The sequence below is a fragment of the Pseudomonas sp. UBA7530 genome (assembly GCF_002479365.1).
Classification (GTDB): Bacteria; Pseudomonadota; Gammaproteobacteria; order Pseudomonadales; family Pseudomonadaceae; genus Aquipseudomonas.
This window is the reverse complement of record NZ_DLMS01000001.1, coordinates 50,801-70,158: the sequence shown is the minus strand read 5'-3', so window position 1 is coordinate 70,158 and position 19,358 is coordinate 50,801. Positions and strand designations below refer to the sequence as shown.

Annotated in this window: 16 protein-coding genes; 11 read left to right on the top strand and 5 right to left on the bottom strand. The window is 63.1% G+C overall.

Translation table 11 applies throughout. The features are described from left to right. Positions 1-204 precede the first annotated feature (204 nt). From B2U07_RS00355 to B2U07_RS00340, 4 genes are all read left to right on the top strand, one after another. Positions 205-1,119 (top strand): LysR family transcriptional regulator, encoded by a 915-nt coding sequence (locus B2U07_RS00355; RefSeq protein WP_232106201.1) that lies wholly within the window; start codon positions 205-207, stop codon positions 1,117-1,119. 183 nt (positions 1,120-1,302) lie between these two features. Then, positions 1,303-2,541, top strand: a complete 1,239-nt coding sequence (gene mexE, locus B2U07_RS00350) for a multidrug efflux RND transporter periplasmic adaptor subunit MexE (protein WP_017360947.1) — start codon at positions 1,303-1,305, stop codon at positions 2,539-2,541. 27 nt (positions 2,542-2,568) lie between these two features. After that, entirely contained in the window at positions 2,569-5,748 is a 3,180-nt protein-coding gene (locus tag B2U07_RS00345; protein ID WP_017360948.1) for an efflux RND transporter permease subunit, read from the top strand. Continuing rightward, the gene (locus tag B2U07_RS00340) at positions 5,745-7,133 is read left to right on the top strand and encodes an efflux transporter outer membrane subunit (RefSeq protein ID WP_275545133.1); all 1,389 of its coding nucleotides are present in this window, start codon (positions 5,745-5,747) and stop codon (positions 7,131-7,133) included. The genes B2U07_RS00345 and B2U07_RS00340 overlap by 4 nt, the downstream gene beginning before the upstream one ends. 69 nt (positions 7,134-7,202) lie before the next feature. Here the strand turns inward: B2U07_RS00340 and B2U07_RS00335 are convergent, their stop codons facing one another. Next, positions 7,203-9,059, bottom strand: coding sequence for a diguanylate cyclase (locus B2U07_RS00335; RefSeq protein WP_275545134.1), 1,857 nt, complete (start codon positions 9,057-9,059; stop codon positions 7,203-7,205). 117 nt (positions 9,060-9,176) lie between these two features. On the opposite strand from B2U07_RS00335, the gene B2U07_RS00330 reads away from it, so the two are divergent. Continuing rightward, the gene (locus B2U07_RS00330) at positions 9,177-9,965 is read left to right on the top strand and encodes an AadA family aminoglycoside 3''-O-nucleotidyltransferase (protein WP_275545135.1); all 789 of its coding nucleotides are present in this window, start codon (positions 9,177-9,179) and stop codon (positions 9,963-9,965) included. Positions 9,966-9,976: 11 nt separating this feature from the next. Beyond that, on the top strand, positions 9,977-10,330 hold the full coding sequence (locus B2U07_RS00325; protein WP_275545136.1) for an MmcQ/YjbR family DNA-binding protein: 354 nt from the start codon (positions 9,977-9,979) through the stop codon (positions 10,328-10,330). On the opposite strand, the gene B2U07_RS00320 is transcribed toward B2U07_RS00325, so the two are convergent. Next, positions 10,316-11,056 (bottom strand): DUF1294 domain-containing protein, encoded by a 741-nt coding sequence (locus B2U07_RS00320; RefSeq protein WP_275545344.1) that lies wholly within the window; start codon positions 11,054-11,056, stop codon positions 10,316-10,318. The two genes, B2U07_RS00325 and B2U07_RS00320, sit on opposite strands and share 15 nt — an antisense overlap. Next, positions 11,035-11,865: an undecaprenyl-diphosphate phosphatase gene (locus tag B2U07_RS00315; RefSeq protein ID WP_275545137.1), complete on the bottom strand. Its 831-nt coding sequence runs from the start codon at positions 11,863-11,865 to the stop codon at positions 11,035-11,037. The genes B2U07_RS00320 and B2U07_RS00315 overlap by 22 nt, the downstream gene beginning before the upstream one ends. A 251-nt stretch (positions 11,866-12,116) precedes the next feature. Here B2U07_RS00315 and B2U07_RS00310 point away from each other — a divergent pair, with 251 nt between their 5' ends. From B2U07_RS00310 to B2U07_RS00295, 4 genes are read left to right on the top strand one after another with little or no spacing between them, the layout of a single operon-like run. Then, positions 12,117-13,751: a methyl-accepting chemotaxis protein gene (locus tag B2U07_RS00310; RefSeq protein ID WP_275545138.1), complete on the top strand. Its 1,635-nt coding sequence runs from the start codon at positions 12,117-12,119 to the stop codon at positions 13,749-13,751. A gap of 7 nt (positions 13,752-13,758) precedes the next feature. Continuing rightward, on the top strand, positions 13,759-14,373 hold the full coding sequence (locus B2U07_RS00305) for a hypothetical protein (protein ID WP_275545139.1): 615 nt from the start codon (positions 13,759-13,761) through the stop codon (positions 14,371-14,373). Between the two features lie 50 nt (positions 14,374-14,423). Further along, the gene (pnuC, locus tag B2U07_RS00300; protein ID WP_275545140.1) at positions 14,424-14,993 is read left to right on the top strand and encodes a nicotinamide riboside transporter PnuC; all 570 of its coding nucleotides are present in this window, start codon (positions 14,424-14,426) and stop codon (positions 14,991-14,993) included. After that, on the top strand, positions 14,990-15,541 hold the full coding sequence (locus tag B2U07_RS00295) for an AAA family ATPase (protein ID WP_275545141.1): 552 nt from the start codon (positions 14,990-14,992) through the stop codon (positions 15,539-15,541). Before pnuC ends, B2U07_RS00295 begins: the two co-directional genes overlap by 4 nt. Here B2U07_RS00295 and B2U07_RS00290 read toward each other — a convergent pair. Both B2U07_RS00290 and B2U07_RS00285 read right to left on the bottom strand, forming a co-directional pair. Further along, complete coding sequence (locus B2U07_RS00290; RefSeq protein ID WP_275545142.1) at positions 15,509-15,976, bottom strand: DUF3429 domain-containing protein; 468 nt, start codon at positions 15,974-15,976, stop codon at positions 15,509-15,511. The genes B2U07_RS00295 and B2U07_RS00290 overlap by 33 nt on opposite strands. Before the next feature lie 68 nt (positions 15,977-16,044). Then, a complete protein-coding gene (locus B2U07_RS00285; RefSeq protein ID WP_275545143.1) occupies positions 16,045-17,034 on the bottom strand; it encodes a sigma-54-dependent transcriptional regulator in 990 nt (329 codons plus the stop codon). Between the two features lie 445 nt (positions 17,035-17,479). Here B2U07_RS00285 and B2U07_RS00280 point away from each other — a divergent pair, with 445 nt between their 5' ends. Further along, positions 17,480-19,354: a di-heme-cytochrome C peroxidase gene (locus B2U07_RS00280; protein ID WP_296275394.1), complete on the top strand. Its 1,875-nt coding sequence runs from the start codon at positions 17,480-17,482 to the stop codon at positions 19,352-19,354. Positions 19,355-19,358: the final 4 nt, after the last annotated feature.

Here is a 19,358-nt window from a genome sequence, read left to right as displayed (position 1 = left end):
CTTGATCGCGGATTAACACTTCATTGACTGTGGACTCTATCCGCTGTGCGGCGGCGACACTATCAGACTCTATCGATAGTCTTCATGCCTGGCAGTGATTCAGCATCTTTCCATCCGCTACACGCTGCCCGTACTATTGCCCGGCCAAAGGCTCTCATTGCACGACCGTGCTGACAAGGCCCGTATCCCTCGAATGGTACCCGGATGAACCGCAACGATCTGCGCCGCCTCGATCTGAACCTGCTGATCGTCTTCGAGACACTGATGCATGAACGCAGCGTGACTCGGGCCGCAGAGAAGCTGTTCCTGGGTCAGCCGGCTATAAGTGCGGCGCTCGCTCGCCTGCGTACGCTGTTCGATGACCCCCTGTTCGTACGCACCGGCCGCAGCATGGAGCCGACCCCACGCGCGCAGGAGATTTTCGCCCTGCTGTCGCCAGCGCTGGACTCGATCTCCACCGCCGTCAGCCGCGCCGCCGAGTTCGACCCTGCTACCAGCAAGGCAGTGTTCCGCATCGGGCTTTCCGACGATGTCGAGTTCGCCTTGCTGCCCGCCCTGCTCCGTCGCCTGCGCGCCGAAGCGCCCGGCGTGGTGCTGGTGATCCGTCGCACCAACTACCTGATGATGCCGGGGCTGCTGGCCTCCGGAGAAATATCCGTTGGCGTGGCCTACACCGAGGAGCTGCCGGCCAATGCCAAGCGCAAGGTGTTGCGCCGCAGCAAGGCCAAACTGCTGCGCGCCGACACCGTGCCCGGTGCGCTGAGTCTGGAAGATTACTGCGCGCGCCCGCATGCGCTGGTGTCCTTTGCGGGCGACCTTACCGGTTTTATCGATGAGGAGCTGGAGAAGGTCGGCTGCAAGCGCCATGTGGTGCTGGCAGTGCCGCAGTTCAACGGCCTGGCCAGTCTGCTGGCGGAAACCGATATCGTCGCCACCGTCCCGGATTACACCGCTGCCGCACTGACAGCAGCCGGTGGCCTGCGCGCCGAGGAGCTGCCTCTGCAAACACCCGCCTTCGAACTGCACATGGCCTGGCGCGGCGCGCAGGATAACGATCCCGCCGAGCGCTGGCTGCGCTCGCGCATCCAGATGTTCTGCGGCGACCCGGACAGCCTCTGATCATCCCGTACAGCCATCGTTCAGGTGTATTCCGGAACATCGGCGCTCTTCATGAATCGAAATTGATGTAAGTCCGTCCTCAATCATTCCCAATGATATTCAATTTCATGGCGTTCGATTCGTAGCCCTCCAAGACTCGCAGCAGACTCCGTCCATCCACAAATCCGACTGGCGGAGTCACCCATGGAACAGCATCACAAGAACATTTGGATATTCCCCCTGGCCCTCGCCGGTGTCCTTACCCTCAGCGGTTGCGATCAGGCAGCGCAGACCCAGGCACAAATGCCTGCGCCCAAGGTCAGCGTGGCCGAGGTCATCGAGCAACCGGTCAACGAGTGGGATGAGTTCACCGGGCGTCTCGAAGCGCCGCAGTCCGTCGAAATTCGCCCGCGCGTTTCCGGCTACATCGACAAGGTCGCCTTCGACGAAGGCACCCTGGTGAAGAAAGGCGATCTGTTGTTCCAGATCGACCCGCGCCCCTTCCAGGCCGAAGTCAAACGCCTCGAAGCCCAGCTGCAACAGGCTCGTGCCAACCAGGCTCGCGCCGCCAACGAAGCACGTCGTGGCGAGCGCCTGCGCCAGAGCAACGCCATTTCCGCCGAACTCGCCGATGCCCGCGCCAGTGCCGCTACCGAAGCTCAGGCTCAGGTCGCGGCGATTACCGCCGAACTGGAGAATGCGCGCCTGAACCTCGGGTTTACCCGTATCACCGCGCCCATCGATGGCCGCGTCAGCCGCGCCGAGATCACCGAGGGCAACCTGGTGGGTGCCGGTGAAAGCCTGCTGACCTCGGTGGTCTCCACCGACAAGGTCTACGCCTATTTCGACGCCGACGAACGCGCCTTCCTCAAGTACGTGCAATTGGCCCGCGAGTCCGGTGCCGACGCTCGTGGCGCCAGCCCGGTATACCTCGGCCTGTCCGATGAAGCCGGCCACCCGCATCTGGGCCAGCTGGATTTTCTCGACAACCAGGTCAACCCGCGTACCGGCACCATTCGCGGTCGCGCCGTATTCGACAACCAGGACGGTCGTTTCACCCCGGGCCTGTACGCGCGCCTGAAACTGGTGGGCAGCAAGCCCTACGCCGCCACCCTTATCAAGGACGAAGCGGTCGGCACCGACCTGGGCAAGAAGTATGTGCTGGTGCTCGGCGCAGACAACGCGGTGGCCTACCGCGCCATCGAACTGGGGCCGAAGCTCGAAGGCCTGCGCATCGTCCGTAGTGGCCTGAGCAAGGGCGAGAAAATCGTCGTAAACGGTCTGCAACGTGCCATGCCAGGCGCCACCGTCGACCCGCAGCCGGTGACCATGGCCGATGACAGCACCCTCGAGCAACTGGCTCGTATGCGCCAGGCCGTCGATGGTAGCCAGGCCCCGCGTATCGCCGCCGAAAAAATCGACGCACGCGCGCCGCGCGGCTGATCCAGCCCGCGCCTTGAGGACAGACCCATGAATTTCTCGCAATTCTTCATCCAGCGGCCGATCTTCGCCGCCGTGCTGTCGCTGCTGATCCTGATCGGCGGTGCCATCTCGCTGTTCCAGCTGCCCATCAGCGAGTACCCGGAAGTGGTGCCGCCGACCGTAGTGGTGCGCGCCAACTTCCCCGGCGCCAACCCCAAGGTGATCGGTGAAACCGTCGCCTCACCGCTGGAACAGGCCATCGTCGGTGTCGAAGGCATGCTCTACATGTCGTCGCAGTCGACCAACGACGGCAAGCTGACCCTGACCGTGACCTTCGCCCTCGGCACCGACCTGGACAACGCCCAGGTGCAGGTGCAGAACCGCGTCACCCGCACCATGCCGACCCTGCCCACCGAAGTGCAGCGCCTTGGCGTGACCGTGGACAAGGCCTCCCCGGACCTGACCATGGTGGTGCACCTGACCTCGCCGGACCAGCGCTACGACATGCTCTACCTGTCCAACTACGCCGCGCTCAACGTCAAGGACGAGCTGGCGCGCCTGGACGGTGTCGGCGACGTGCAACTGTTCGGCATGGGCAACTACTCGCTGCGCGTGTGGCTCGACCCGAACAAGGTAGCCTCGCGCGGGCTTACCGCCACCGATGTGGTCAACGCCATTCGTGAGCAGAACCGCCAGGTCGCCGCTGGCGCCCTCGGCGCGCCACCGGCCGATGCCGGCAACAGCTTCCAGCTGTCGATCAACACCCAGGGCCGCCTGGTCACCGAGGAAGAGTTCGAGAACATCATCATCCGCGTCGGCGACAACGGCGAGATCACCCGCCTGCGTGATATCGCGCGGGTCGAGTTGGGCTCCAACCAGTACGCCCTGCGCTCGTTGCTGAACAACCAGCCAGCTGTGGCCATGCCGGTATTCCAGCGCCCCGGCTCCAACGCCATCGCGCTTTCCGACTCGGTGCGCGAGCGCATGGCCGAGCTCAAGCAGAGCTTCCCACAGGGCATGGACTACGAAATCGTCTATGACCCGACCATCTTCGTCCGCGGCTCCATCGAGGCGGTGGTGCACACCCTGCTCGAAGCCATCGTGCTGGTGGTGTTGGTGGTGATCCTGTTCCTGCAGACCTGGCGCGCGTCGATCATCCCGCTGGCCGCCGTGCCGGTATCGCTGATCGGTACCTTCGCGGTAATGCACCTGTTCGGCTTCTCGCTCAATGCCCTTTCGCTGTTCGGCCTGGTGCTGGCCATCGGTATCGTGGTGGACGACGCCATCGTCGTGGTGGAGAACGTCGAGCGCAATATCGCCCTGGGCAAGACGCCGGTGGAAGCCACACGCCAGGCCATGAAGGAAGTGACCGGCCCCATCGTCGCCACCGCCCTGGTGCTGTGCGCGGTATTCGTGCCGACCGCGTTCATCTCCGGCCTCACCGGGCAGTTCTACCAGCAGTTCGCACTGACCATCGCGATTTCCACGGTGATTTCCGCGGTCAACTCGCTGACCCTGTCGCCAGCCCTGTCGGCCATCCTGCTCAAGGACCATCACGCGCCGAAGGACCGCTTCTCGCGTGTGCTCGACAAACTCTTCGGGGGCTGGCTGTTCGGCCCGTTCAACCGCATGTTCGACCGCGCCAGTAGTGGCTACGTCGGCACCGTGCGCCGCGTCCTGCGCGGCAGCAGCATCGCCATGCTGGTCTACGGCGGCCTGCTGGCACTCGGTTATCTGGGCTTTTCCAGCACCCCGACCGGCTTCGTACCGCAGCAGGACAAGCAGTACCTGGTGGCCTTCGCCCAACTGCCGGACGCCGCAACGCTGGATCGTACCGAATCGGTGATCAAGCGCATGAGCGAGATCGCCGGCAAATATCCGGGCGTGGAAAACACCGTGGCGTTCCCGGGCCTGTCGATCAACGGGTTCACCAACAGTCCCAACAGCGGCATCGTGTTCGTTGCACTGAAGGACTTCGACCAGCGCAAGGACGATCACCTGTCCGCCAACGCCATTGCCGCGGAACTCAACGGCCAGTTCGGAGAGATTCAGGACGCCTATATCGCCATCTTCCCGCCACCACCGGTACAGGGCCTGGGCACCATCGGCGGCTTCCGCCTGCAGGTTCAGGACCGTGGCAACCTGGGCTACGAAGAGCTGTATACGCAGACCCAGAACATTCTGGGCAAGGCCCGCCAGTTGCCGGAGCTGAACCCGATGTCGGTGTTCACCAGCTATCAGGTCAACGTGCCGCAGGTCGATGCCGCCATCGACCGTGAAAAGGCCAAGACCCATGGCGTAGCCATCAGCGACATCTTCGACACCCTGCAGGTGTACCTGGGCTCGCTGTATGCCAACGACTTCAACCGCTTCGGCCGCACCTACCAGGTCAACGTCCAGGCTGACCAGCAGTTCCGCCTGGAGCCGGAGCAAATCGGCCAGCTCAAGGTGCGCAACAACCGTGGCGAGATGGTACCGCTGTCGACCTTCGTCAAGGTCGATGACAGCGCAGGCCCGGATCGGGTGATGCACTACAACGGCTTCCTCACTGCCGAGATCAACGGTGCCGCCGCGCCGGGCTACAGCTCGGGCCAGGCCGAAGCCGCCATCGCCAAGCTGCTGGAAGAAGAACTGCCAATCGGTATGACCTACGAGTGGACCGACCTGACCTACCAGCAGATTCTCGCCGGCAATACCGCGATCTTCATCTTCCCGCTCTGCGTGCTGCTGGCCTTCCTCGTGCTGGCTGCCCAGTACGAAAGCTGGAGTCTGCCGCTGGCGGTGATCCTGATCGTACCGACCGTACTGCTCGCCGCCATCACCGGCGTGATCATGGCCGGCATCGACAACAACATCTTCACCCAGATCGGCCTGATCGTACTGGTGGGCCTGGCCTGCAAGAACGCCATCCTGCTGGTGGAGTTCGCCAAGGACAAACAGGAAGAAGGCATGGATCGCGTCGCTGCCGTACTGGAAGCCTGCCGCCTGCGTCTGCGTCCGATCCTGATGACCTCCATCGCCTTCATCATGGGCGTGGTGCCGCTGGTGCTCTCCTCCGGTGCCGGCGCCGAGATGCGTCATGCCATGGGCGTGGCGGTGTTCTCCGGGATGATCGGCGTGACCTTCTTCGGCCTGCTGCTGACGCCGGTGTTCTATGTCCTGATCCGTGGCTTCGTGGAAAAACGCGAAGCCCGCAAAGCCGCCCGCCTGCAGGAGTCGCATGCATGAAAGCCTTTGTTCCCGCTCTCCTGACCCTGGCGCTATCGGCCTGCGCCGTTGGCCCGGACTACCGAGCACCTGCTACCGAACCCGCGCGCATCGCCGCGCTGGAGGCGGCTGACTACGACCGCAGCCGGTTCGAAGCTGCCTGGTGGCAACAGTTCGACGACCCGACGCTGAACCAGCTGGTGCAGCGTTCGCTGCAGGACAACCGCGAGCTGCGCGTGGCGTTCAACCGCCTGCGTGCGGCACGTGCCATTCGCGATGACGTGGCCAATGACCGCCTGCCCACCGTCACCAGCCGCGCCAGCGGTGAATTCGGCAAGGCGCAGCAGCCGCCGGTCAGCGAAGAGCGTATCCGTCAGGAGCGCTATGACCTGGGCCTGGACATGGCCTGGGAGCTGGACCTGTTCGGTCGCATCCAGCGCCAGCTGGAAGCCAGCGAGGCGCGCATCGAAGTGGCCGAGGCCGACTACTACCAGTTGCAGGTCAGCCTGATCGCCGAACTGGTCGACGCCTACGGCACCCTGCGCGGCGCGCAACTACGTGAAAGCATCGCCCGCGAGAACCTGAAGAACCAGCAGGACTCGCGCGCCATCACCGAGCAGTTACGCGATGCCGGTGTCGGCACCGAGCTCGATGTGTTGCGCGCCGATGCCCGACTGGCGGCAACCGAAGCCAGCCTGCCGCAATTGCAGGCGCAACAGGTGCGCGCGCAGAACCGCATCGCCACCCTGCTCGGCCAGCGCCCGGAACAACTGCAGATCGACCTGTCGCCCAAACCCCTGCCGGTGATCGCCAAGGCGCTGCCGATCGGCAATCCGGGCGAACTGCTGCGCCGTCGCCCGGATATCCAGGCGGCCGAGCGGCAGTTGGCGGCAGCCACTGCGGAGGTTGGCGTGGCGACGGCGGATCTGTTCCCGCGAGTCAGCCTCTCCGGTTTTCTCGGCTTCACCGCTGGTCGTGGCTCGCAACTGGGCGCCTCGGCAGCCCGCGCCTGGGGCGTAGCACCGAGCATCAGCTGGGCGGCCTTCGACCTGAGTAGCGTGCGCGCCCGTCTGCGCGGCGCCGAAGCCGAGGCCGACGGCGCCCTGGCGCAGTACGAACAGCAGGTATTACTGGCGCTGGAAGAATCGGAAAACGCCTTCAGCGATTACGCCAAGCGCCAGCAGCGCCTGGTTTCCCTGGTACGCCAGGCCGAAGCCAGCCGCGCTGCTGCCGATCAGGCCGCGATTCGCTATCGCGAAGGTACGGTGGACTTTCTCGTCCTGCTCGATGCCGAGCGCGAGCGCCTGGCCGCCGAAGATGCGCAAGCGTCCGCCGAGACCGAGCTGTACAGCGGCATTGTCGCGATCTACAAGGCGCTCGGCGGTGGTTGGCAACCGCAGGCCTGAAACGTCTCTCCCCGGTCGGCAGCCTTGCCGACCTTTCCTCAGCCCCAGGGTGGATGCTCTGGGGCTTTTTTATGCCTGCCCGTCACACACCACGCGATTGCGGCCTTGGCTCTTGGCCCGATACAGCGCCGCATCGGCCCGTTGCAGCAGCGTCTGCGCCGAACTGCCGGCATCGCCCTGCATCGAAGCAATGCCGACGCTGATGCTGACGTGGCCCAACGGCGAACGCTCGTGCGGCAACGCCAGTGCTTCGACCGCCCTCACCAGTTTCTCCGCCATGCTCTGCGCCCCGGCAAGCCCGGTAGAAGGTGCGAGAAAGACGAACTCCTCACCGCCATAGCGCGCCACCAGGTCGGTGGAGCGGCTGATGGTCGCGGCCAGGGTTTGCGCAACGTGCTGCAGACAGCTATCGCCAGCCGGGTGGCCGTAATGGTCGTTGTAGGCCTTGAACCAGTCGACATCCAGCACGGCCAGGGCCAGCGGCTCGCCGACACGCTGAGCGCGCTTGCACTCCCTGGCCAGCACCTCGTCGAAATGCCGGCGGTTGGCGATGCCTGTCAGGGCGTCGGTCAGGCTGAGGGTTTCCAGTCGGCTATTGAGTACCTGCAGCGCTTCGGTGCGCTCGGCCACGCGGTGTTCCAGTTCGCGCTCGGAGCGCTGCAGGGTTTCCACCAGGTGTTCCTGGGCCTGCAGCAACGCCGCCTGCGCCTGCAGTTTTTCCTGACGCATGACATTGATACGGTCAGCCAGGGCGAAGGCCAGCAATAGCATCTCCAGCGACGAGCCGAGCTGCAGGCCGTCCACCGTGAAGGCGTTGGTCGGCAACAGGCCCATGGCACGCAGGCTGGTGGTGGCGCCCCCCAAAATCAGCAGGCCGAAGGCCGCGAGAAAGAAGTAAGCGCTGCGCTGACGTTTGAGGGCGCAGGCCACGCCTACGCCGAGCATCACGAAGGCAGTGAGCAGATTGACCACGATGGCCACGCGTGAAACCTGCGGCAAGGCAATGGCGTAGATCAATGGCGAAACCAGATACAGCGCCACCAACGCCAGCAACCAGCGGTCCATCCGCGGCAACAGGCGTGCGGTCGGCAACATGCTGCGCATGAACAGCAACATCCCACTCAACGCCAGCGATGCGCCTGAGTAATAGGCCACGTTGGAGTTGAGCGGCAGACCGAACAACGTCCAGTCCGGCGCCATGCCATTCTTGATCGTCAGGGTGCAGACGGCGCACAGCACGAAGGTCACATACAGCAGATAGATGCGCTCGCGCAGGGCGATGAACAGCATCAGGTTGAACAGGATCATCGCAACGGCGATGCCCATATAACCGGCTCGCGCCATGTAGTCTTCGCGCTCGTAGGCATGGAACGCCTGCGCCGACCAGAGCTGCAACGGCACCAGTAGACCGATGCTCGACTCGACCCGCAGGTACACCACCTGCTGCGAGTGCGCCGACAGGTGCAGCGGGAAGACGAAGTTGCGATTGTCGTAGGCCTTGCCGCTCTGCGGGCGATCAGCCCCGGTGAACCAGGCCCGATAGCCACCCTGCCCGTCCGGTACGTAGGCATCGACCAGGGAGATACGCGGGTTGTCGACCGCCAACAGGCGCGTCAGCGACTGGTCGCTGGAGTTGCCGACTTCAAGACGAAACCAGTAGGCCGAATGGGTAAAGCCCAGCGCAAACGAGGCGCTGTCGACCGGCTGATGATGAAAGTGCTCAGCCATATCGACAGAGCTAACGACCTCGAAAGTCAGGGTGCGAGTAGAATCTTCCAGCATTGCCACATGAGCGGTCAGTGATACGGGATCCTGCTCCAGCTGCGCAGCGTCGATAGAGCCAGCCGCGGCCCCTGCCTGCAGCGGGAGCAGCAACAAGCCCAGCATGAGCCAGAAATAGAACCGGAAGCGGCGATGGCGATTCATGGAAAGGTATCGGCTGGGACGCGGACGAGCCCCAGCTCAGGCGATGACAGGGAGCCAGAGTCTACAAGACAATGGCCGAACAGCGACAACCAAGTCGCGATCCATGGTGCCAATATCATGCACTCACAGACCATCAACGCCCTCGCCCTCCTGCGCCACCACCTGGGCGATACGCTATTGGCCGTGCACCTGTTCGGCTCCGCTGTCGCTGGCGGCCTAAGGCCAGGAAGCGATATCGACCTGCTGGTCACCGTCAGCACGTCGCTGAGCGACGAGACGCGCCAGGCCCTGATGACGGACCTGCTGCGGTTGTCGGCCTGGCCGGCCACCGTTTACCTGCGCCCTCTGGAGGTGACGGTACTGGTACATGACGCCGTGCGCCCCTGGCGCTACCGACCGATGCGCGAACTGCAGTTCGGCGAATGGCTGCGCGACGATCTGCAGGCGGGTCGCTTTGAGCCCGCCATGGCCGATCATGACCTGGCCATCCTCCTGAGCCAGGTGCGCCTGCACGGTATCAGCCTGCTCGGCCCACCGGCTGCCGAACTGTTCGAACCGGTGCCCGAGGCGGACATGTTTCGCGCACTGCACGACACCGCAGCGCAATGGAACGGGCCGGACGACTGGCTGGGCGATGAGTGCAACGTGATACTGGCCCTGGCGCGCATCTGGCTGACGCTGAGCAGCGGCGAGATCGCCGCCAAGGACGTTGCCGCCAACTGGCTGCTCGAGCGCTTACCCCAGGCACACCGGCCGCTGCTGGAAACTGCGCGAGACGTTTATCTGGGGCAGGCGCGGGATGACCTGGCCCAGCGACCGCAGGCACTGGCCGACTTCGTCGGTTATGCGCGGCGCCAAATCGAACGGCTGCACCGTCAGTCGCCCAGTCGACGGACTTGCTCATGATGGAGAAGCCAATGACAGCCGACCAGATCGCCGCATTCTGTCTCGCCCTGCCCGGCGCTCGCGAAGACCTCAAGTGGGGCAGCAACCGGGTGTTCTCGGTGGCGGGCAACAAGATGTTCGCCATCCTCGACTTCCTCGGCGAAGACCTGGCCTTCAAGGTCGATGACGATCTGTTTCTTGGCTATGTCGACCGCCCGGGCGTGCGCCCTGCGCCCTATCTGGCCCGCGCTCGCTGGATCAGCATGAGCGCCCGGCAGTTGCCGCTGGGCGACGACGAGCTGCGCCAGTTGCTGACTCGCTCGCATCAACTGGTGGTACGCAGGCTGCCCAAACGCCTGCGACCCGGCCTGCTACTGGACGAATAAGGGGATGTGGCGGGCGATGTAGGCGCCATCGAGCAACAGCAGGTCGATCCAGAATATCTGATGTGCAGCGACGATCAGCCAGAAAACCGTCTGATAGGACGCCTTGCGTGTCTTGTGCCTGAAGGCCTGTTGGGCAATCAGAGCGCCCGGCCAACCACCGGCCAGCTCCACCAGATGCAAGGTGTTTTCCGCTGTGCGGCGGCCACCGTTTTGGGCGCTGCGTTTGTCCAGCCAGTACTGCACGAAGCTCAGCAGACTGGCCAGCAGATAAAGCGGCAATATCCACCCGAGGCCCTTGCCTGATAGCTGCAGTGCGCCCAGCAGTGGCAAGGCGCACAGCAAAGCGAGCATCACCGCTTTGCCGGAGAAGTTCTGGATAGAACCCTTAGCCACTGCCTTGTGCGCGGATCTGGCGGACGTCTTTCGCGCTACCGAAGCGGCCGGGCTGGGACTTTTCGGCGTGCGCCGGATCGCCTGGCGGTCGAGGCTCAACTCGCCGGTCAGGCGCAGGTGTTCGGCGCGCGGCCGGCCACGCGGGTCGCGCCCTTCGATGAACAGTACGTCATCCCCCGGCTGCGGGCGCCGGTCGCCACGCATCACCGAGATATGCGCGAAAACCTCTGCCCCGCCGTTTTCCGGCTGAATGAAACCGAAGCCCTTGGCGTCGTCCCAGCTTTTCAGGCGCCCCTTGCGCTCGTTGCCGATTACGGCTGCGCCGTGCTCCAGTCGATCAGGTGCAGCTGCCAGGTAGCGAGAATCACCAGGCCAAAAGCGATGCGATACCAGGCGAACACCGCATAACTGTGGCTGGTAATGAACTTGAGCAGTGCACGCACGGTGATCATCGCCACGATAAAGGTGCTGACGAAGCCGATGGCGAAAATCGGCAGGTCGCTCATCTGCAGAATGTCGCGGTACTTGAACAACGAATAGACCGTGGCTGCGACCATGGTCGGCATGGCCAGGAAGAACGAAAACTCGGTCGCGGCCTTGCGCGACAGACCGAATACCAGACCGCCAATGATGGTCGCACCCGAGCGCGATGTGCCCGGAATCAGCGCCAGGCACTGGGCGAAGCCCACCTTCAAAGCCAGTTTCCAGTTCATGTCGTCGACCGTGTCGGCCTGGATCTTGTGATCACGCTTCTCCGCCCAGAGCATGATGATGCCGCCAATGATCAGCGCCATGGCGACGGTGATCGGATTGAACAGCCAGTGCTCGATCAGGTCGGCGAAGGCCAGACCGAAGATGACCGCCGGAATGAACGCCAGAAACAGATTGAAGCTGAAGCGTTGGGCCTTCGGGTCACTGGGTAAGCCGACCACCACTGCCAGCACCTTCGCCCGGAACTCCCATATGACCGCCAGAATGGCGCCGAGCTGGATGATGATCTTGAACGCTGTCGCGGTTTCGCCGTTGAAGCCAAGCAGATCACCCACCACGATCAGATGCCCGGTGCTGGAAATCGGCAAGAACTCGGTCAGGCCTTCCACGATGCCCAGAATCAGGGCCTGAAAGGCCGCCCAGATATCCATCAAATCCCCCAAAGCGCGGCGACTCACCTGCGCGTAAAACTAGAACGTGGAACATAGATCCCGCCGTGGGACACAAACCCGCCGCGGAGGTTCCTCGCGTAGGTCTAGCTCGGTGCTTGCTCAGGTTCTGTACCGAACGGCCGAAATGCTATCAGACAACTAGAGTGAATAATGCGGCGATGTGACAGTATTGCCTCGCGCACTCTTGAGTTGCCCTGAAGCCGACAATTACAACAATCAGGTATTCGTCCATGAACAGCTTACGCAGCCTTCCCATCAGCCGCCGCCTGTGGCTGATCCTGGCACTGGCCATCCTGACCCTGGTCCTGCAGGGCGCCTACATGCTGCGCCAGATCCACACCGACCTGTATTTCGGCAAATCGGAAAAGACCGAACATGTGGTGCAGAGCGCTGCCGGCATCCTCAAGCACTTCCATGGTCTGGAAAGTGCCGGCAGCCTTAGCCGAGAAGAAGCGCAGAAACAGGCCATGGAAGTGATACGCGGCTTGCGCTACGACGGCCAGGAGTACTTCTGGATCAACGACCAGACCCCGGTCATGCTCATGCACCCGATGAATGCCAAGCTCGAGGGCCAGAACCTTTCCGGCTTCAAGGACCCTGACGGCAAGGCACTGTTCAACGAGATGGTCGCCATCACCCGCAGCCAGGGCGCCGGCCAGGTCGACTACCGCTGGCCGAAGCCAGGCGCCAGCGACCCCGTCCCGAAGATTTCCTACGTTGAGCTGTTCCAGCCCTGGGGCTGGATCATCGGCTCCGGCGTATATGTCGACGACGTGCAGGCGGAATTCAGGACCCAGGCGTTGAAGGCCATGAGCATCGGCCTGCTGATCGCCCTCCTCCTCGCCGCTCTGGTGGTGCTGATCACCCGCAGCATCGTGCGGCCGCTACAAGCTGCGGTTGAGGCAATGGCCAACATCGCCAGCGGGGAAGGCGATTTGACCCGCAACCTCGACACCCACGGCCGCGACGAGCTCACCTCGCTGGCAACCTATTTCAATGCCTTTACCGACAAGTTGCGCCACGTCATCCGGCAGATGCTCGACTCGGCAGGTTCGCTGGACCAGGCCGCACGCAGCCTCGGCGATATTTCCAGTGAGGCGCAGCGCCACAGCCAGCAGCAGGCGCAGCAGATGGAACTGGTGGCTACCGCTGTCAACCAGGTGACCTACGGCGTGCAGGACGTAGCGAAGAACGCCGAACACGCCTCCGGTGAAATGCACACGGCCGAGGAACAGGCCAGCCAGGGGCAGCGGAACATCGAAGCGAGCCTGCGCCAGATCGACCAGCTCTCGGGCACCATCGACAAGGCCGTCGAGGTGATCCAGTCGCTGGCCAGCGAGAGCACGCAGATCGGCAGCGTACTGGAAGTGATCCGATCCATCGCCGAGCAGACCAACTTGCTTGCCCTCAACGCCGCCATCGAGGCGGCACGCGCAGGCGAACAGGGCCGCGGGTTCGCCGTAGTCGCCGATGAGGTGCGGCTGCTGGCGCAACGTACCCAGCAGTCCACGGCCGAAATCCAGGGCATGATCGAACGCCTGCAAGGCAACTCGGAGGCCGCGGTCAAGGTGATCCATGACAGCAGCCGCGCTTCCCAGTTGACCGTGGAACAGGCCAGCCAGGCCGGTGAAAGCCTTGCCCAGATCGCCCAGTCGCTGCGCAACCTGACCGGGCTCAACGCCTCGATCGCCAGTGCCACTCTGGAGCAGTCGCACGTGGTGGAAGACATCAACCAGAACGTCACGCAGACGGCGGCGCTGGCTCACAACACAGCCGAAGCCGCCGAACAGTCGAGTGCGGCCAGTCAGCACCTCAAGCAACTGGCCGACCAGCTCAACCGCCTGCTCGGGCAATTCCGTGTATGAGGCAGGCATGAGCAGCATGCAACATCAGGAGGTCGATTTCAGTCGGCCGCAGAACCAGGACCTGGTCTGGGACCTGGACAGCATGGCCCGCCGCGAACTGGCCGAGCGCTTCATCAAGCTGTTCGAGAACCGCCTGTGCGTCTATTCCGAGTCGGTGGGGCAGCTGTACACCAACTACAGCTTGCATTTCCCCAGCGATCTCGGGCGCAAGATGGTGGTGCTGCCTAACCCTTATGCGTTCCACGACACCCTGCACGGCATCGACAGCCAGGCCATTCGCAAGACGGGCCTGTGCGTGCTGCCGGGCAAGGTGCTGGGCAAACCCGGGCTGTTGCTCAGCACCCAGATCAGGGATGGCGGGCCGGCGCCCAAGACCATGCCATTCAAACCGGCACTGGCGCAGATCATCAGCAACCAGAAGAAAATCGGCGATCTGTTCCTACCCGTGCTGATGAAGGGCGATCTGCGCGAGTTCGACCAGCAAATGCCCTACATTCACCTGCACCGCCTGCAACTGGCGCGTCTGGAACGATTGTCGAGCTTCGAACGCGACGACATCCAGCAGACCATCACGCGCAAGCTGCTGATGCTCTACCGGCAGGCCGACAGCCTGGTGTGCTGAGCCCTCCACATCAGTACAATCGCTACCCTTTCCCCGCTTGAGGACGCCGCATGTCCTGGCTCGAACTCATTGCTGCCGGGCTCGGCATCGTCGCGGTCTGGCTAACCGTCCGGCAGAACCCCTGGTGCTGGCCCATCGGCCTGGTCATGGTGCTGCTCTACGCCTGGCTGTTCTACGACTGGCGGCTGTATTCCAACCTGCTTCTGCAGTTGCTGTTCGCTGCACTGCAGCTCTACGGCTGGTGGCAATGGACCCGAGGCGGTGAGCGTCATGATGGGCGCAAGGTCAGCCGCCTGGGACTCCCCGCAGTTGCCGCCGGCCTGCTGATCGGCGCGCTCGGCGCCTGGCTGCTCGGCTATCTGATGGCCACCTACACAGACGCCAGCTCGCCCTGGCTGGATTCGGCACTGACCGCCTTCAGCCTGGTCGCGCAGTTATGGATGGCGCAAAAACGCCTGCAATGCTGGCTGCTTTGGGTGGTCGTGGACCTCTGCTACGTGGCGTTCTTCCTGTATAGCGAGCTGTATCTCACCGCTGCTCTCTACGCCGCCTTCACCGCCCTGGCCGTCAGCGGCTGGCTGAGCTGGCGCCGCGATCCGGCCCTGCAGTACGCATCATGAAAGTACTGGTGCTGACGGGGCCGGAGTCCAGCGGCAAGAGCTGGCTGGCAGAAGAAATACAGACGCGCTTCGGTGGCGTGGTGGTCGGCGAATATGTGCGCCACTTCATCGACGAGCAGCAGCGCGATACCTGCTATGCCGATATCGCCGAGATCGCCCGCGGGCAATTGACTTGGGAGGATGCCGCGCGAGCAGCCAGCCCCCCGCTGCTGATTCTCGACACGCACCTGTTGAGCAACATGCTGTGGAGCCAATTTCTGTTCGGCAATTGCCCAGGTTGGCTGGAAATCGAGCTGCTTGCACGTCACTACGATCAGCATCTGCTGCTCGACCCAGCGGGCGTGCCCTGGGTCGAGGATGGCCAGCGCTGCCAGCCGCAACTGGCTGAGCGCCAGACTTTTCATCAGGCCTGTCGGGACTGGCTGCTGAAACACGACCAGCCCTTCAGCGAGCTGTCCGGCAGTTGGCGCGAACGGCGCGAGGCAGCGCTTGAGCAGGTCGCAGCGCTGCTCGGTTCAACTGACCAGCACGCTGGCCCAGGCCACTAGCAGGCTCAGGCACACCACCAGCGTCAACGGCGTGCGTAGTGCCGGATACCATTGCGGTGCCAGCCCGACGCGTACTGCGTGCATATCGGCCAGGTACAGACCGATGAAGGCGAACAGGAAGATCAGCAGCGATACCCCCATCGGCAGTCCGCCAGCCAGGGCGGCCCACCCCAGCATAGGCGGAATCACCGAGAGCCCCAGCTGCAGCTTGGCATTCTCGTCGGTCTCTTCCGCGCGCATCGCCAAGCCCCAGTGAATGGCACCCATGAAGGCCAGGATCACTGCCGAGAAATCCAGCAAGGCATCCAGCACGAAGGGTCGCCAGCCCAAGGGAATCACCCAGATGCCCAGCGCGCCGCCGAGGAATGGCAGCAGCCCGGCATAACCCAGCAACACGGCCAGTTTCGGCGGCTTAGCGGCGTCGAACGGGTGCATGTAAATCTCCTTGGCGATAGGTTTGCCAGGCACCTTAGCAGTGTTTCTGGGGCGTTACAGCATGCGCTTCAGCGCAGACGATGCTTGTGCAACAGGCGATAGAAAGTCGGCCGCGAGATCCCCAGCGTGCGCGCCGCCTGACTCATGTTGTGCGTGTAACGCCCCAACACGTCGCTCAGCGCCTGGCGCTCGGCCCGCAGGATGTAGTCCTCGAGTGTCACCGGGCAGGCGGTGTCGGCCTGTACCGACTGCAAGCCCAGGTCTTCGGCCTGGATCTGCCGCCCCTGCGCCAGTACCAGGGCGCGAATCACGCGATTGCGCAGTTCGCTTACGTTGCCCGGCCAGCCGTGACAGAGCATGGCATCGATCGCATCCTCGCTGAAAGGCCGCTTCTGGGGGCCGACCAACTCGCCATGCTGTTTGGCGAAATGCTCGGCAAGCAGCAACAGATCGCCAGGCTGCTCACGCAGATTCGGCGTGTGCAGTCGCTGCGTCGCCAGCAGATGAAACAGGTCACGGCTGAAGCGTCTTTGCTGCACAGCCTGCATCAGCTCTCCACCATCGAGGGTCACCAGCGAGGCCCGAGGATGGACCAGCAGGTAACCCAGCAAGCGCTGCTGCGCGGCATCGGGCAATTGTGCGGCGTGTTCGAGCAGGACGGTGGTAGTACTCGATGCAGCCACGACGGCCTCATCGAAGCACTCGGCGCAATTCACCAGGCGCACGGCCTGTGCCCGGCGGGTGCTGCGCTGATGGAACAAGTGCGCCAGCAGATGTTTGCCGCTGCCCCGCTCGCCGCTGACGAGCAGCGGGCCGTCGACACGACTCAGGCACTCCATGTGCTTGCGCAAGCTTCGCGCCGTGCCGCTATTGCCCAGAAACTGAGATGATTGCCGCCCGGCTGTAAGCCTGCGCAAGCGCGTGGCTGCCTGCGCCTGCTGCAAAACCTCCATTAGGCGTGGAATTTCCACCGGTAGCGACAGCACTGCGAAGAACCAGTCCCCAACGAGCACTTCGCTGTCGATTGGCTTCAGGCGCTGGGCATTCAGCAGTGCCACGCACGACAGCCCTGTTCGTTGCAGGTGTTGGAGTAATGCGTGCCCAGGTTGCTGGTCGAGGTGAAGCAGAAGCGCATCACCTCCATCGGCTGTAAAGGTCTCTGCCGGACCACGCTGCAAGGTCCAGCCAGCCGCCCGCAAAGGCTCAAGCAACGTCTCGCATGCAGCGAAAGGTTCGAGCACCAATAAACGCCGGGATACTACGGATACAGCCTGCATACTCCATCCTTGGCGCCATTATTTTGTAATCCCAATAAAAACAATGCTTTGGCGCACACAAGTGTAACGCTAGCAAGAACTTTGACGCTTAATGGATCATTTATCTATAAGCCTTGTTCCTGTGGGTTATTGCGCAGTTTTCATGATCATCGCGATGGCACCTTGCCAACAGCCTGCAGTATTGGCATAACGAGCCAATTAATAAGAACGCCACAAGGATGTTCCGATGCGTCTGCTCCGCCGTGTTTTCAAACTCGTTATCTTGCTGGCGTTGATCGGTCTGGCGGTGGTGTTGTACTACGTGGCCAACCCCAACCTGCCGACCTACCAGCAGCCAGACGAGTTGCATTATCTGCAGCAGTGGAGCGAGGAGCAGCGCCAGACTTACTACTACACACCGCAAGGCACCACGGTAAAAGGCCTGCGCTACGACTGGTTCACTGCGCTGGAAATGCCCTTCGGCACGGAAAAGTTCGCCCGTCTCGATTACCTGGCCCGCTTCGGCTTTCTCACCGATCCCAGGCAGCAGCCAAGTGCACTCAACCCCGGCAACCTGCCCGTCGGCTTCGCCAGGCATCAGGACAGCGAGAGCGGCGAGCACTTTCTCGATATCAGCTGCGCTGCCTGCCATACCGGTGAGCTGCGCTACCAGGGCCAGGCCGTGCGCATCGATGGCGGCGCCGCCCTGCATTCGCTGGCATCCACCGTACCCACCCTGCGCGGCGGTGGCTTCGGCCAGGCGCTGGGCATGAGCATGGCCTTCACTTACTACAACCCGCTGAAATTCCGTCGCTTCGCCCATCAAGTGCTGGGCAACCAGTACGAGCAAGGCCGTGATCAGTTGCGCGAGGAATTCAAACAGGTGCTCGACCGCCTGCTGGCGACTGCATTCAACGACTGGCATCGTGGCCTTTACCCGACCGAGGAAGGCTTTGGTCGTACCGATGCATTCGGCCGTATCGCCAACACCGTATTTGGCGACGACCTTGACGACCGCAACTACCGCATCGCCGATGCCCCGGTGAGCTACCCACATCTCTGGGACATCTGGAAGTTCGACTGGGTGCAATGGAATGGCTCGGCCATGCAACCGATGGCGCGCAACGTCGGCGAGGCCCTTGGCGTCGGCGCCAGCCTGCACCTGCTCGACGAGCACGGCAAAGGCGTCGCCGAGGCCGATCGCTACGCCTCCAGCGTGCGCCTGCACGACCTGTACACCCTCGAGGAAACCTTGAAACGGCTACAGCCACCGAAATGGCCACAAGCCATATTCGGCACGGTGGATTTGCCCCTGGCCAGTCGCGGCAAGGCCCTCTACAGCGAAAACTGCGCCTACTGCCACGCTGCCGATCCCAAACCGCGGGATGAGCGTCTGGCGCCATCACGCGATCCCGAGTGGAAAATGCGCGTGGTGCCGGTCAGCATCGTCGGTACCGATCCAACCACTGCCGACAATATCGCCGATCATCGTTTCGACATCAGCCGCCTGGGCTGGACCAAGGCCGAACTGTCGAAGCTTGACGTAAAGCTATACGGCGCCAGCCTCGACGATGTGGATTTCAAGAGCATTTCCAGTGCCAGGGCCCTTGCCTACATCACCGCCTATGTGGAAAACCGCGCCTATCAGGACGCCGGCATCGGGCCGCGCCAGCGCCAGGAAATGGATGGCTACGGCCTGCCCATCGGCGTTCAGGAAAAGCGCGGCTATAAGGCGCGCCCACTGGACGGCATCTGGGCCACCCCGCCGTTCCTGCATAACGGTTCGGTGCCCAATCTATTCGAGCTGCTCTCCCCCGTTTACGAACGACAAGCCAAGTTCTGGGTCGGCAACTTCGAATACGACCCGGTACGCGTGGGCTATCGCAGCGAAGAGTTCGAGGGCGGCTTCCTGCTCGACACCAGGGTCACCGGCAATGGCAACGGCGGTCATGAGTTTCGCGACGGCTGCCGCCAGGAAGGCGTGATCGGCCGCGCCCTGTCGCCGGACGAGCGTCTGGCGCTGATCGAATACCTCAAGGTGCTCGGCAATGCCGAACTGGAAACCCAGCTCAGCGATGTGCCGGTACGCCCCTGGACGCCCGGCCCGAGCTGCGAAGGCTGATTTC

Bases quoted from the DNA above. Each gene is read 5' to 3' on its own strand.
- B2U07_RS00290 (WP_275545142.1), bottom strand. From the start codon at position 15,976: ATGCACCCGTTCGACGCCGCTAAGCCGCCGAAACTGGCCGTGTTGCTG.
- B2U07_RS00345 (WP_017360948.1), top strand. From the start codon at position 2,569: ATGAATTTCTCGCAATTCTTCATCCAGCGGCCGATCTTCGCCGCCGTG.
- B2U07_RS00330 (WP_275545135.1), top strand. From the start codon at position 9,177: ATGCACTCACAGACCATCAACGCCCTCGCCCTCCTGCGCCACCACCTG.
- B2U07_RS00335 (WP_275545134.1), bottom strand. From the start codon at position 9,059: ATGAATCGCCATCGCCGCTTCCGGTTCTATTTCTGGCTCATGCTGGGC.
- B2U07_RS00355 (WP_232106201.1), top strand. From the start codon at position 205: ATGAACCGCAACGATCTGCGCCGCCTCGATCTGAACCTGCTGATCGTC.
- B2U07_RS00305 (WP_275545139.1), top strand. From the start codon at position 13,759: ATGAGCAGCATGCAACATCAGGAGGTCGATTTCAGTCGGCCGCAGAAC.
- B2U07_RS00325 (WP_275545136.1), top strand. From the start codon at position 9,977: ATGACAGCCGACCAGATCGCCGCATTCTGTCTCGCCCTGCCCGGCGCT.
- mexE (WP_017360947.1), top strand. From the start codon at position 1,303: ATGGAACAGCATCACAAGAACATTTGGATATTCCCCCTGGCCCTCGCC.
- B2U07_RS00280 (WP_296275394.1), top strand. From the start codon at position 17,480: ATGCGTCTGCTCCGCCGTGTTTTCAAACTCGTTATCTTGCTGGCGTTG.
- B2U07_RS00295 (WP_275545141.1), top strand. From the start codon at position 14,990: ATGAAAGTACTGGTGCTGACGGGGCCGGAGTCCAGCGGCAAGAGCTGG.
- pnuC (WP_275545140.1), top strand. From the start codon at position 14,424: ATGTCCTGGCTCGAACTCATTGCTGCCGGGCTCGGCATCGTCGCGGTC.
- B2U07_RS00310 (WP_275545138.1), top strand. From the start codon at position 12,117: ATGAACAGCTTACGCAGCCTTCCCATCAGCCGCCGCCTGTGGCTGATC.
- B2U07_RS00315 (WP_275545137.1), bottom strand. From the start codon at position 11,865: ATGGATATCTGGGCGGCCTTTCAGGCCCTGATTCTGGGCATCGTGGAA.
- B2U07_RS00340 (WP_275545133.1), top strand. From the start codon at position 5,745: ATGAAAGCCTTTGTTCCCGCTCTCCTGACCCTGGCGCTATCGGCCTGC.